This is a genomic window from Martelella alba, from assembly GCF_005217455.1.
Lineage (GTDB): Bacteria > Pseudomonadota > Gammaproteobacteria > Enterobacterales > Enterobacteriaceae > Acerihabitans.
Genome location: NZ_SZPQ01000022.1, coordinates 76,853 through 91,041, shown reverse-complemented (window position 1 = coordinate 91,041; position 14,189 = coordinate 76,853). Strand labels below are relative to the sequence as shown.

7 protein-coding genes are annotated in these 14,189 nt (G+C 57.3%); 5 read left to right on the top strand and 2 right to left on the bottom strand.

Annotated features, from left to right (window positions below; translation table 11 throughout):
• Positions 1-106 precede the first annotated feature (106 nt).
• Positions 107-2,563, top strand: coding sequence for a DUF3772 domain-containing protein (locus FCN80_RS15605; RefSeq protein WP_136991093.1), 2,457 nt, complete (start codon positions 107-109; stop codon positions 2,561-2,563).
• 89 nt (positions 2,564-2,652) lie between these two features.
• Here FCN80_RS15605 and FCN80_RS15600 read toward each other — a convergent pair whose 3' ends face one another.
• Positions 2,653-3,231, bottom strand: a complete 579-nt coding sequence (locus FCN80_RS15600) for a GNAT family N-acetyltransferase (RefSeq protein ID WP_136991092.1) — start codon at positions 3,229-3,231, stop codon at positions 2,653-2,655.
• Between the two features lie 332 nt (positions 3,232-3,563).
• Between FCN80_RS15600 and FCN80_RS15595 the strand changes: the two genes are divergently transcribed.
• The 3 genes from FCN80_RS15595 (at position 3,564) to FCN80_RS15585 (ending at position 7,487) form a co-directional block, all read left to right on the top strand.
• Positions 3,564-5,216: a glucan biosynthesis protein D gene (locus tag FCN80_RS15595; RefSeq protein WP_136991091.1), complete on the top strand. Its 1,653-nt coding sequence runs from the start codon at positions 3,564-3,566 to the stop codon at positions 5,214-5,216.
• A 322-nt stretch (positions 5,217-5,538) separates the two neighbouring features.
• Entirely contained in the window at positions 5,539-6,342 is an 804-nt protein-coding gene (locus FCN80_RS15590) for an ABC transporter ATP-binding protein (RefSeq protein WP_136991090.1), read from the top strand.
• A 176-nt stretch (positions 6,343-6,518) separates the two neighbouring features.
• A complete protein-coding gene (locus FCN80_RS15585; RefSeq protein WP_170975415.1) occupies positions 6,519-7,487 on the top strand; it encodes an MBL fold metallo-hydrolase in 969 nt (322 codons plus the stop codon).
• Positions 7,488-7,516: 29 nt separating this feature from the next.
• Here FCN80_RS15585 and FCN80_RS15580 read toward each other — a convergent pair whose 3' ends face one another.
• Positions 7,517-8,014: a thiol-disulfide oxidoreductase DCC family protein gene (locus FCN80_RS15580; protein ID WP_136991088.1), complete on the bottom strand. Its 498-nt coding sequence runs from the start codon at positions 8,012-8,014 to the stop codon at positions 7,517-7,519.
• 1,386 nt (positions 8,015-9,400) lie between these two features.
• Here FCN80_RS15580 and FCN80_RS15570 point away from each other — a divergent pair.
• Positions 9,401-13,603 (top strand): hypothetical protein, encoded by a 4,203-nt coding sequence (locus tag FCN80_RS15570; RefSeq protein WP_136991086.1) that lies wholly within the window; start codon positions 9,401-9,403, stop codon positions 13,601-13,603.
• Positions 13,604-14,189: the final 586 nt, after the last annotated feature.

Here is a 14,189-nt window from a genome sequence, read left to right as displayed (position 1 = left end):
CTAAATCGCGGGCGGACAGGTTGATTGATTGCCGAGGATGTCGGCGGGTCGGGAAAGTCGGATGCGGTGTCCCCTATTGGCATGATTTTCGGAAATAGATTCTTCTATGCGTAGACTGGTTCAAATAGGTATTTTCCCCCGGCTGTCGTTTATGCTGATATTGGCGGCCATCGCGTTGTTTCCCTCGGTGTATGCGCGCGCCGCCGATCCGACCGCGGCCGGCCCGGCCACTGCGCCGGCGAAAGTCAATGCCGCCGCCGAGCTGGCCAAACTGCAAAAGCAACTGGATGGCATTAAGCAGAAAGTTTCCGCGACGCCTTCGGATACATTGTTAAGCGAGCTGGACGACGCCACGCTGAAAGTGGGCGCCGACGCCGACGCCCTGGTGGCCGCGTTGCAACCCGATCAGGCGCAGGTTCAGGCGCAATTGGCCATTCTGGGACCGCCGCCGGCGCAAGGCGCGATGCCTGAAACCGCGACGGTCGCCCAGCAACGCGTGACGCTGAACAATCGCAAAAACCTGATGGACAGTCAGATAGCGCGGGCCAAGGCCATTAGCCAGGGGGCCGTCACGTTATCGGCCCAGATAACCGATCTTCGCCGTAATGCGCTGCGAACGCAAATGGCGCTCAACTCCGGCAGTATTTTGTCCGCCGGTTTTTGGTCGCCGTTATTCGATACCCAAGCGGAGGATACCCAACGCCTGGCGGATTTCAGCTCGGAGATAACCGATGCCTGGCTGGCGGCTTGGGAGCCGGATTGGCGTCTGGGTTCCGGCGCGTTGCTGATTCTGGCGCTGGCGGTCTGGGCTTGTGGTTCCCGACTGCTGGATAAAGGGCTGGGCTGGTTCAGTATCCATGTCCTGCCCGAGGGAAGATTGCGCCGCAGTTTCATGGCGTGCGCCTCCGCGCTGGTCACGGTGTTGTCGGTCGGGGTTGGGGCGCAATGCGTAGATCTGTTATTTACCCGTCATCCCGATGTGTCCCAGCGCGTGCAGGATTATGCCGGCGATTTACTGTTGCTGAGTCTTCTTTCCGCACTGATAGCCGGTCTGGGAAGAGCTTTTTTATCCATCCAGCGCCCCTCGTGGCGGTTGCCGGCCATCTCGGATCCTGTGGCGCGGGCCATGCGCACCCTGCCGCCGATGTTGGCGGCCTTTATTCTGGTGTTCGGCGCGGTGGAACAAATGAACCGTCTGGTGGGCACCAGTCTGGCCACCAGTATTTTCGGCAACGGCATCTCCGCTTTGCTGGTCGCGGTCACGGCGCTGATTGCGCCGTTGCGGACCAACCGGGTTCGGCGCCGGATGCTGGCCGAAGGCGAACAGCCGGAGGCGCGCACCACGGTCACCGGCCTTATCATTCTGGTCACCACGGTGACCGCGCTGGCCATTCTGCTCTCTCTGCTGGTGGGGTATATCGCGCTGGCCCGGTTCTTGAGCTACGAACTGGTTTGGGTGGGATTGGTGCTGTCTTGCCTGTATCTGCTGATCCAACTGGTGGTGGATCTTTGCGATAGCCTGTTTTCGCCCAGTACCGTGGTGGGGTTGCGCATCAAACATTCTCTGGGCCTCAGCGATCGCCACCTGGCGCAAGCGGCCACCCTGCTTTCCGCCATCGGTAAAACCGCGTTGATTATCATAGCGGCGGTGGCCTTACTGAACGGGGCCTCCGGTTTCACAACCCCGATGGCCCTGTTTGATAAGATCATGGATATGTGGGGCGGCAAAGGGCTGGAGAAGTTGAATATCGTGCCCGCCCATGTATTGAACGCCCTGATTTTTCTGGTCGTCGGCCTGTATGTCCTGCGTGCGTCGCGCCGCTGGCTGGACAAGGACTTTTTGCCGAAAACCATGATGGAAACCGGCATGCGGGCATCCCTGGTGATTTTGTTCACCAACGTCGGCTATGTGCTCCTCACCTTGCTGACCTTGTCCACACTGGGTATTCAATGGAACAATCTGGCCTGGATAGTGAGCGCCTTGTCGGTCGGTATCGGGTTCGGCTTGCAGGAGATCGTCAAAAATTTTATCTCCGGCCTGATTTTGCTTATTGAACGGCCGGTGAAAGTCGGTGATCTTATCACCATCAGCGGGATTGAGGGGGATATCCGCCGCATTAATGTCCGCGCCACCGAGATTCAACTCGGCGACCGCTCCACCGTGATTGTGCCTAACTCGCAATTTATCTCGCAAAACGTTCGCAACGCCACCATGGGCAATGCCCAGGGAGTGGCGACCATCGCGCTGACGTTCCCGCTGGATATCGATCCTGAACAGGTGCGCAACCTTTTGCTGGAAACTTACCGCGATCATGAATTGATTCAGGAATCGCCGGCGCCGTCGGTCACCTTCAGTCAATTAAGCCCTAATGGGATTGTGTTAAGCGTTACGGGGTTCGTGAGTAGCCCGCGGATTGTGGCCAACACCAAAAGTGATTTGTTATTCGACATTCTCAAGCGGTTGCGGGCCGCCGGTATTGTATTGTCGATGCCGCAAAAGATGATTTTCGAGCAGACGCCGCTGCAGGCGGGGCGGCCCAAACCGGACGATGGCGGCGAATAAGCTATCCCGCGCGCGCCAGGCGACCTTTGCCGCCTGCGGGCCGTGCTGCGTTTTTATCGCGGCATCGCAACGCCGCGGACGGCGGAGCCTCAGTGGCGCTGAACCGGCGGCGATGTCCGGCCCTCGCCCAGCGGCCGCTGCATCAGTAGGGTATCCACCCAACGGTCGTGCTTGTAGCCCACCGCGGTCAGGGCGCCGATAAGGCTGAAACCCAGCTTTTCATGCAAGCGGATCGAGGCATGGTTTTCGCTATTGCCGATGACCGCCAGCATCTGGCGCCAACCGCCGCGCTCCGCCCGTGAAATGGCTTCACTCAGCAAAAGGCGGCCTATGCCGTGTCCGCCCATATCCGGATGAACGTACACGGAATCTTCCACCGTAAAACGATAGGCATACCGGGAACGGTATAACCCCAGATAGCAGTAACCCACCAGCCGGCCGTCCTGTTTCGCCGCCAGCCAGGGCAGCCCCTGACTTAACACCGCGGCCCGCCGGTTCAACATTTCCTCAAGGGTCGGCGGCTCGGTTTCGAACGAAGCGATGCCGTTTTCCACATGCCAGGCGTAAATTTGCTGGACGGCGCGCATATCGCTTTCGGCGGCATCAATGATGCTAATGGACGAATCGGACACGGCAAGAACCCCGGCGAATAAATTTGTTGCCAGCATAAAACAAAATCACTACACCGGAAAGCGCATCGCGACTGTTTTCCCGTCCGGCCGCCGCCTGGCACGATACGCCGGGCGCCCCCTCGGCGAAGGCATGGCATATCGGCATACGGCTCCGCCCGGCGGAAGGAACTTTTTACGTGAAAAAACCTCAATGATGATGAAGTGTGATCTATTTCGCAGTATATACTCGTCATAGTTCTCGTTGCAGGCGTATGCCGGCTGCTGATGATTAACACATCCCGGATATCAAGGAAAACCGACGGATTTTCGCCAAAGGCCGAACCGCGCTCCGGGGACAATTTATTGCCACTATAGGAATCTTTTCCGGCATGGAACGAAGATCATTTATCAAAGCATCATTCGCGCTCGCGGCCTATTGCGGCACTACCGGCGCATCGACGTTATTCATGCGCTCGGCCCTGGCCGCCGACGTTGTGGCCGATGGCAATGCGACGGCCTTTGATTTTTCCCTCTTGCGGCGCATGGCCGCCGATCAGGCCCTGCAACCCTACGGCGGACCGCCCGCTGAGTTGCCCAAGACCCTGGCCGACCTGACGCCGCAGGCGTATAACGCTATCCAATATGATCCCGCCCATTCCCTATGGCACGATATCCCGGGACGCCAACTGGATGTGTATCTGTTCCATGTCGGCATGGGGTTCAAACGCCGGGTACGGATGTATTCCGTCGATTCGGCCACGCATCAGGCCCGGGAAATCCACTTTCGGCCGGAATTATTCAATTACCATAACGCCGGCGTCGATACGGCGCAGCTCCAGGGTCGGGAAAACCTGGGTTTTGCCGGTTTTAAAGTGAACAAGGCGCCGGAGCTGACCCGTCGCGACGTGGTTTCTTTTCTCGGCGCCAGTTATTTCCGGGCGGTGGATGATACTTATCAATACGGTTTGTCGGCCCGGGGCCTGGCCATCGACACTTTCGCGGACAGACGGGAAGAATTCCCCGATTTCGTCGCGTTTTGGTTCGATCGGCCGAAGGCCTCCGATACCCGGTTCACGGTTTATGCGTTGCTGGACAGCCCCAGCGCCACCGGCGCCTACCGGTTTGTCATCAATTGCGAAACCGACCGCGTCGTCATGGATATCGATGCCCATATCCACCCGCGCACGGCCATCAAACAACTTGGCATTGCGCCCATGACCAGCATGTTCAGTTGTGGTACCAACGAGCGGCGCGTGTGCGATACCATCCATCCGCAAATTCATGATTCCGATCGCCTGGCGATGTGGCGCGGCAACGGCGAGTGGATTTGCCGTCCTTTGAACAATCCGCAGAAGTTGCAGTTCAATGCCTTTATCGATGAGAACCCGAAAGGATTCGGCCTGTTGCAAACCGATCATCATTTCGATGATTACCAGGATGTCATCGGCTGGTATAACAAACGGCCTAGTTTATGGGTGGAACCGAAGGGTGAGTGGGGCAAGGGCACGGTCAGTCTGCTGGAGATCCCCACTACCGGCGAGACGCTGGATAATATCGTCTGTTTCTGGCAGCCGGCCGAACCCATTACGGCGGGGCGGGAATACCGCTACGGCTATCGCCTGTATTGGAGCGGAGAGCCGCCGGTAAGCAGTCCGCTGGCCCGCGTGATGGCGACCCGTACCGGCATGGGCGGCTTTCCCGAGGGTTGGGCGCCGGGAGAACATTACCCCGCCACCTGGGCTCGCCGTTTCGCGGTGGATTTTGTCGGCGGCGAACTCAAAGCGGCCGCCCCCAAAGGGATCGAACCGGTTATCAATACGTCCAGCGGTAAGATAGGCAATATTGAAATCCTCTATGTCGAACCTTTTGATGGCTATCGCATCCTGTTCGACTGGACGCCGGATAACGACAAAACCGATCCGGTGGAATTGCGCATGTTTCTGCGTACCGGCCAGACCGCGCTGAGCGAAACCTGGCTCTATCAATATTTCCCGCCGCCGCCGGACCAACGTCGATACGTCGATGACCGGCAGATGAGCTAGCTTTCGCGCCCCTTCGTGTCGGTTGTGCCGCAAAGCGGCGCCCGATCGTTGGATTGCACCAAAAGAGACACCTCCGCTGGCCCGTGAACGGCGCCAACGGAGGTGAGTTTTGTGTAACCCGCTGATATCAGGGGAGCCTGAATATCCTTCCCCCGCACGAAAATCTTGGCCCTGTTCTTGCTTGCTATTGTCTATACATGTACAGAATTTAACGCCCTCCTGGAATCGCTATAAGCAAAGGTATTCCGAAAGCGCCAATCGGGTTATTGTCTAAGATATCGCCACCGTTTAAGTGGACCAAACGCCTGCTGAAGGAAAAAACATGACCACTTTACCGCCCATTACCCTATCAATGACTGACATCCGCAAGTCGTTCGGCAACCAACGGGTTTTGAAAGGCATTTCCCTGGACGCCCGCCAGGGAGAAGTCATTTCCATCCTTGGCGCCAGCGGTTCCGGCAAAAGCACCTTTTTGCGTTGCATCAATCTGCTGGAAACGCCGGATGAAGGCAGCGTGGCGCTGGGCGGCGAAGTCATCCGGATGAAACGGTTATCCTCGGGCCGGCAGTGTCCCGCCGATCGTCGCCAGATCGACGGTATCCGCGCCCGATTGGCCATGGTATTCCAAAGCTTCAATCTCTGGTCGCATATGACCGTACTGCAAAATGTCATGGAAGGGCCGGTGCATGTGCTGAAAAAACCGCGCCGCCAATGTATCGAGCAGGGGGAGCGGTTGCTGGCCAAAGTGGGGTTGTTCGAGCGGCGCGATTATTACCCCTCCCAACTGTCCGGCGGCCAGCAGCAACGGGTGGCCATCGCCCGCGCGCTGGCTATGGAGCCGGAGGTCATGTTGTTCGACGAGCCGACCTCGGCGCTCGATCCGGAACGGGTGGGCGAAGTATTGAACGTGATGCGCGACCTGGCGGAGGAAGGGCGCACCATGCTGGTGGTCACCCATGAGATGGGATTCGCCCGCGGCGTATCGAACCGGGTGGTATTCATGCATCAGGGGCTGATTGAGGCGCAGGGGACGCCGGAGGAGATGTTTAATGAACACCCATCGGAGCGGTTCCGGCAATTTATCTCCAGCCATCGGCATATGCCGTCGGCGGCGACGGCATCCTGAAGCGGATGGCCCATCGGCGGAGGGACGGAGAAAGGAGAGGACCTGTCACGGCGGCGCGGTAGTCTATTGATCCATCGTCATAAAAGCGCAAAATGGCCTTAACCGCGATCCCGGTCGCGTTATGCCGAGTTATCGCTATGGCGCGGTGGATCCCCCTCTTCGCTGGAGACATGCCTATGATGATGAAATCCCTGACTGGCGCCGCCCTGTTGCTGGGGGCGGCGGTTCTGGCTCCCGTGGCCGACGCGCAAACGGTGCCGCAAGACAAGACCCAGGTTCCCGGTTATTTCAAACTGATGGTTGGGGATGTTCAGGTCACCGCCTTGTACGACGGCAGTTCCACCTTTCCCCTGAACCTGTTCAAAAATGCCTCGCCCGAGACGTTGCAACGCGAGGTGGCGGAAGTGGATGGCGATGCGCCCAAAGTGGTCAACGGATCGGTAAATAGCTTTCTGATAAATACCGGCGAACACCTTATCCTCATCGACAGCGGCGGCGGCGCATTGCTGGGGCCGGGGTTCGGCCAGGTGATGCGCAACTTGCGGGCGGCGGGCTATCAGCCCGGGCAGGTCGACATGGTTTTGCTGACGCATATGCACCGCGATCATATCGGCGGTCTGGTGAGCGACGACGGCCAGCCGGCGTTCCCGCATGCGACGGTATACGCATCGCAACCGGAAATCGATTATTGGCTGTCGGCGGAAAACGCCTCCCACGCCGCCCCGGACCAGCAAGCGGCGTTCCAAATGGTCAAACGGACGCTGGCGCCCTATGCGGACCGGGGAAGGTTGCGCGCCTTCACTTACGGGAAAGCGCTGCTGCCGGGTTTGCAACCGGTGTCCTTACCGGGACACACGCCGGGACACAGCGGTTTCATGCTGGATCGGGGCGGTCAGCGTATCCTGTTTTGGGGCGATATTGTGCACTATTCGGCATTGCAATTTGCCCATCCTGAATTGGGCATCGCTTACGATTCGGACAGCGGGCGGGCGATCAGAACCCGCGAAACGCTGCTCAAGCAGGTTGCGCGGCAAAAAACCCTGATCGCCGGCGCGCATATCACCTTTCCGGGAATCGGTTATCTGCGCGCCGACGGTGACACGGCCTACCGTTGGACGCCCATAGGCTTCGGCGAACTGCGCTGATGGTGGGGCGGGGCGGCCAAGAAGGCCGTTCAATCGCGCCCCCTTGCCAGATAACGGCGCCCGCTATCGTCTTGCGGGGGCCGCATGCCGGCCGGCAATTTACCAAACCAGCGGTAGCGGCGTCGGGCGATGGCATTGTAAACGCCATCCCGTAGCCGGCGGGGGAAAAAACGTAGCAATCTCAACGCGCGCCATGGCCAGCTCAACTGCGTCAGGGCCGCGAAAAAAGCGTCGGAGCGAACGAAAACCTGGCCGTCGGCGATATAGGCGATGGTTTTAAAATCATCGGCGGGCATACCGGCCCAACGCAGCAAATCCTGCCCCGGGGGGGACTGCACGGTGGCAAGATGGATTTTGCGCCGCCGATCGGCGTTTATCAGCGTTTGTATCAGACGCCGGCATAACGGACACTCGCCGTCGAACAACATAACGCGTTCGCCGGCCAGCAGATGCGGCGGGGGCGTGAGGCGCTCATTACGGATAAGGTAAAGCAGCGGCGCGGCGGATTTGCGTTTCGCAGTTTGCATGTCACTTCCCCTTTGTCGAGACTGTCGACCTTCGACTTGCCGCCCTAGGGCATATCGCAAAAATGGAACACGATCCCCGCCCGGCAGAGCTTGTTTTCAGCATAGCCTCCCAGGGTAAAAATGCAGGGATCGAAATCACATCGCCGTGAAGCGGCTTATACACGCGCTATCGGCGACTCTCCTGCCGGCGTGGTGGAAACGCCGCGTCCCATCCGGCGGACAGGGTATTTTCCCATGGGGATAAAAATAACCGGTCAATAGGCAAGGGAAGATCCTCTGGTCAAACTAGGATGCGTTATCATTGGCGGAATGAGGGGAAAAATAATTCGGCAGGAGGATATCCATTGCCGGGTATCGCTATCAGTATAGCCGGCAATGAATATATATCATCCCCTCATTGACCTGTTTCACCGTCCCGAATAGACCGGAAAAGGTCGACATGGCGTAACTAAGAACACGGCGGATTACGCGATATTTTCCAAAGTCGGATTATGATTATACATATTGCAAAGAAATAGCTTTTGTCGGGATTTCTGCGCCAATTTCAGGATGACATCGGCCGTCTTACCGGGTAAGATAACAATAAGCGAGATTCGTCAAGTTTATCACAATATACTCTGAATACTTCGAGTTGCATTGCGGCGGCCAGGGAGCGACAGCTTCGTCGGGAACGGATTTGAACCGCCAACGGCGGGCCTCCGGCGAGAGACCGGATGTCTCGCGCCGTTCCCAGGAACATAGCCGACTCTGTGACTGGGGTGGGCGAGCGCCGCCAACAAAGAGCCAAGGTGAAGTATGACGAGTGTCTATCCTATATGATTCAATGTTGCAAGTATGTTGGCGCTTTCCGCCCCTACCTAACCCTCGTCCCGATGGGCCGCTGCCAATAGGGTTAAGATTCGTCGCTGGCGGAGGTATTATCGTTCACTTAAGCCACTTGCTTATGTCAGTTACCGGTAATCATTGTGAAATACGCGTGTTTCCGGTTATTCCCGGCAACATGAGCGGTTCTATGACAGGATGAATGAATACCACCAACAAAATGGCAACGTAGAATATGTCGAGTATGAATTAGCGTTAAGCACTATTACCGCGGGAGGCAATATGCCAATAATTCATCACCAATATAGAGAAAGCATGGGTTATCACGAGATCAAAAGGCATAAGCAAAATTTGTCAAAAAATAAATATTTTGATTTCCATCAATTCACCAGAAATAATATCAGCAACGGTGGCGCTGACATTCCAATAAATATATCTCAGCGGGAATCAATGGTCGATATGCCGGTGGGATTACGTGGTGACGTCAAAAAAATTCGCGCGGAACTTCTATTGCGGACGCTTTTATGGGCAACCAATGTCAATGTTAGCCTGTCTACGAGAGGGGTGAGCACGGCTTTGCCGATTGCCGGCGAAGTGGGCCTGTCGGCGCGCGCGTTGTTCCCGGCCGATGACGGGCAAAACGCGGCGGGATCGCTTGGCAGGTCGAACGCCCGGTCCGACGCGCCGCCCGGGGAAATCACGTCCGCGCCGTGGGTAATCAGGGCGGGACCCCACGCCCGAGGGCGACAATCGACCAAGGAGGCGCACCCTCGTTCCCGCAGGCAGATGGGCGATGAAGCGCTTTCATTCAAAGAGGCGCCTGCCGGCGGCTCAGACGAATACATCGCCATGGTCGATCCGGCGCCCGTGATGAAACTCGCCGATGAGGAAGAAAAGTCCCTGGGCGATCAGACAGCGCAGCTTCAGCGCTTTTTTTCAAAAAAACGCCTCAACACCAGCGAGGAACTGACGGGAATCACGGTGTTAATCGAGAACGTCGTCGCCCACATCATCCGCGAGCCGGACGGATTGGAGCATATTGCCCGGCAACTGGCCAGATCCGCCGGCGTCTATGGCGGGCATCTCCAGGAAACCCTGACGCGAGAGGCGCAATTCGCCTTGGTCCATTCGTGGCTGGATACCCGGGTGTTTCCGGGCGGCATCGGCGCTTTTGCCAGCCAGATCCTGCTGGCGGCGAAGGCGGAATACGCTTGCCATCCGCGGCGTCCGTTGCGCCTGCCCTTTTCCGCGCTTCAAACCAGGCTTAATGACTGGCTGGCCGGCGGGAATCTGACGGTATACTCCGGTCCTGGGCAGTTGGAAGGCGCGCTGAGCCAAACGGCGGCGCATTACATTTTGGAAGAGGTGGTGAAGACGGCGTTGCCGGTTTTGTCGCTGCCCGAGCGGGAGTTGGCTGAAAGCCATGTCTTTGTCGGCGGGCTGGACGCGGGCTTGCTGCATGCCGGCCTGCTTTTCACCCGCCAGGCGGCGCCGGGCCTGGCCAAACTTACGGTACGGGAGCTTATCGAATTGGGCGGCTCTATCGAGGATATTTTACGCGAAGGCCTGGCGGATCCCGCGTTAATCCGGCTTTTTGAGTTACCTGCGTGTCTTTATTATGGGTTGTCGCCGAAGCCCGATAAAAGCATTCTCGCCGGCACCGAACAGACGGAAACGGACCAAGATCATGCCCGTCGGGCGCTGGAGGCATTTTTCGCGGCTCTGGATGCACGCAGGGATGAGGAAAACCCTTATCGGCAATTATCCGAGGCATTGCAAAACTACCGTAGCCGGATTCAGTTTATCCAGCAGCTTTCCGCCAACACCGGCAATGGGGATCCCGACGCCGCGCCGGATAACGCCGATGAACGTTATTGCCTTGGTGATGAAGAACCCTTGCCCGTGGATGATCCCGACGCGCTGTTCGCGCGGCAAAACGACATGATCGCCGCCCGGTATGCCGTGGTGGATATGCTGATGCTGGCCGCCGCGTTTGAATCATTACCATCGGACGAGGCCGATTTTTTACGCCGCGCGGAGGTGCGCCGGGGCGATGCCGAATTTTCGGCCGCGCATACCGTGCGCCGACAGATGGCGGCGCATGTCATATCGCCCTATGCGCTGACGGTACGACTGGCGTCCGGTGTGGAGCTGCTGGTGGGCAGGCTCGGCGGGGAAACGCGAATTTATGCTTTGCGTTACCATGATAGCGCCTATGCCTTGACCCGGATGGATCAAGAGGCGCAACGCTACTACCCGCTGATGGCCGACGGCGGCAAATGCGCCCATGATCCGGATTACCAATTAAAAATTTTTATCCGCTCCGACGTGTTTCCCCTGCTTAAAAGCCCGGACGATTCCCTGGAACATCTGGCGGAACAGTTGATACGGCAACATCGAATGACGTTCGCCACGCACTTGCATCATCAAGGTTATGAACGTACATCTCTAGAAAAAGTCAAGGATTTCATGCTGTCACTGGTCCCGCTTTATGATTGTCTCACTGGCCTTGAAGCGAAAAAGTCCGAGGCCGCGCTGTCCTGCGCGCTGGATGTTATCAGTTTTCTGCCGCTGATAGGCGCGGGTATGGGCCTGGGGCTGCGGTTTATGCAACATGGCGTAAAAGGCGGCATGTTAGCCTATCAGGCGGCATTGCGTTCGCTGGCCACTCGGCAAACCTTACGTCAGGCGGTCGGCGAAAGCGGGCGGCGATTGTTCCGCTATGCCGTTTTGCCGGCGGCGGAGGAATTGAACCGGGCGACATTGATTCAATTCGGCATTGCCGGTTTGCGGAGCATGGACCCCGGCGTGGAATGGATAGGCTCGCTGGGGTATCACACGTTGGAACAGGTGCTGACGGCCGCTAGAACCGTGACGCGTCAGGTGCCTGTCTGGAAAAAAATCCTGCCGTTCGCCGGGGATGTGGCGCAGCAGCGGCCGATGGCGGCGAATCATTATCCAATAGAGTACGGCCGGCTGGCCGGCTGGGGAAAACCCTTGCCGATGATCCCACTGGGCGGCGACACTTTCCGGGGGCGGACGGTATATGTGCGGATTGATATCGACACCGGGACGCTGTTCGGTAAAAAATATACCCTGGCCTCTGATGGGGAATTACACGCAATACCCTTGCCGTTGGCTCAACGACTGAAGAATATACTGGAGCAGGGACTCAGCGGTCGCGGCGCGCCCCGCGCCAGCCGCCGGCTAGCGCGGCCGGTCGCGGGTCAGGAGTTGGCGACGTCATCCACCGGCCCATCTGATCTGACGGTGGACATGTTGTTGCGCTGGCTGGAAATCCGGCGAATGGGCGGGGCCGACATTAGGGACGATTTCCTGCGCCGATTCAATCTCGACGCGGAATATTGGTCCCACTATATCGCGCCTTCGGGCGAACTGACCGAGCGGGCGGGACAGCTACTGTCTTTCGCCGGCTTCCATGACTGGAACCGTCTGTTGGGTTTGCCGCCGGAACTGCAAATCATGATCATCCGCTATCTTGATATCCGTGCGTTGCAAAATCTGCTGCTGGCTTTTCCCCTGCTGGATGTCGCGCCTCCCCAGGCGGCGTCGCTGCGGTATCTCGTTGAAAGACGCAAACAAAATTTGCTGGATATCATCGCCAGGGACAATACCGCGTGGATGATGTCGTCCTCCTTTGGCGAACGACGCTGGCTGGCGCTCAATATCATCACGGCCTATTACTCTACGTATCATCGGCAGCTTATACTGGCCGGTTTGCGACTCAAAACGCTGCCGCCGCAGTTGCCGTCGGATTTGCTTGGCATGGATGTCAGCGCAAACCAACTGAGCGCCTTGCTCGAACAACTTCCGGGCAACCTGGAACAATTAAATGTCAGCGTCAATAAGCTATCCGTTCTGCCCGAGGCGCTGCCATCGCGACTGTCCCGACTGGACGCGTCCATCAATCGGTTGACCCGTTTGCCGGCCCTAATGCCCTCGACGCTGACTCACCTGAAACTCAACAATAACCAGCTTACCGCCTTGCCGGATGCACTGCCGGGCGCTCTCACGCATCTGGATATCAGTGGTAACACAGTGGTTCGCATCCCGGAACATCTTCCCGCCGGGTTGCTGGAGCTCAAGGCTAACGCCAATGTATTAACGCTATTGCCTGAGCGTCTGCCTCGCGGGTTGCGCCGGTTGGAACTGCAAAACAACCTGCTGACGCATCTGCCCGGACATTTGCCGAGCACGCTTCAGGTTTTAGACCTGTACCACAACCTATTGAATTCCTTGCCGGAACGATTGCCTCGGCGATTAAAGATTTTGGAAGTCAGCAGCAATCGTCTGGAACACCTGCCGGCCAGTTTGCCTCAGGACTTGCGCGAGTTGTTGTTGACCAACAATCTGATGTCGCGTCTCCCCCCCGCCCTTCCAGGGAAACTCAAAATATTGCGGGTGGCATTCAATAATCTGGCGGCATTACCCGATGTGTTGCCGGCATCCATTGTCGAACTGGATGTGGCGAATAATATGCTTGTCTCGCTGCCGGCTTCCCTGCCGGCGGACCTCAAGTCATTGCGGGCCGGCTATAATGTGCTTACCCATTTGCCGGATAACTTGCCGGCGGGGCTACAAACCCTTTCGGTGGCGCATACCCAACTGACATGTTTGCCGTCGCCGCTGCCGGTAACGCTGCGGGTTTTGGATATCCGGTCCACCTATATCCAGTCGCGGCCGGATAATCTGCCGACAGATGTGCAAATCGTCTCGTCGCCCCCTACCGAGGCGCACAACCGCTAACTCAAGCCGTGTGTAGAGGGGTGAAAAAAGCATGAACCTGAATAAGAGTATCATAAAGAATTAAGCGAAAAATTTAACTAATTATTGCTTAATATCCACCTAAAATAGACGATGACATTGGTTTTTCGTAAAAGTAAGATGTGCCCATATCCTCTAAATACTTCAAGTTGCGTCGCGGCGGCAAGCGAGAGACGGATTTTTCGGTAACACATTTGAACCGCCGACGGCGGGCCTCCGGTGAGAGACGGGATGTCTCTCATGCCTTCCCAGGCGCATCGTATGCTAATCCGCTGCCGGCGGGGAAAATTCATTTCCAATACATTATTTTCTGCCTTACCGCCCGCTCGCAACTCGAACAATCAAGACGACAATTAATTTACCGGAGGATGCTGATGCCAATAAGCAATGAACAATATAATAGAAATATCGGAAATTATTTGGCGCATTACAATGAAAATCCTATTACCCGTCATAACGCTTCCGGCGTTCGCGACCTAAATCGACCATCCCGTTATCACTACCCGCAAATGCGTTTTAACGAACCGGTTTATACAGAATGCGATCATAGGCCGTCCGCCCAAAATGT

What these genes read in the sequence shown, in the direction of transcription:
- FCN80_RS15605 (WP_136991093.1), top strand. Translation starts at nt 107, where the DNA reads ATGCGTAGACTGGTTCAAATAGGTATTTTCCCCCGGCTGTCGTTTATG.
- FCN80_RS15600 (WP_136991092.1), bottom strand. Translation starts at nt 3,231, where the DNA reads ATGCTGGCAACAAATTTATTCGCCGGGGTTCTTGCCGTGTCCGATTCG.
- FCN80_RS15595 (WP_136991091.1), top strand. Translation starts at nt 3,564, where the DNA reads ATGGAACGAAGATCATTTATCAAAGCATCATTCGCGCTCGCGGCCTAT.
- FCN80_RS15590 (WP_136991090.1), top strand. Translation starts at nt 5,539, where the DNA reads ATGACCACTTTACCGCCCATTACCCTATCAATGACTGACATCCGCAAG.
- FCN80_RS15585 (WP_170975415.1), top strand. Translation starts at nt 6,519, where the DNA reads ATGATGATGAAATCCCTGACTGGCGCCGCCCTGTTGCTGGGGGCGGCG.
- FCN80_RS15580 (WP_136991088.1), bottom strand. Translation starts at nt 8,014, where the DNA reads ATGCAAACTGCGAAACGCAAATCCGCCGCGCCGCTGCTTTACCTTATC.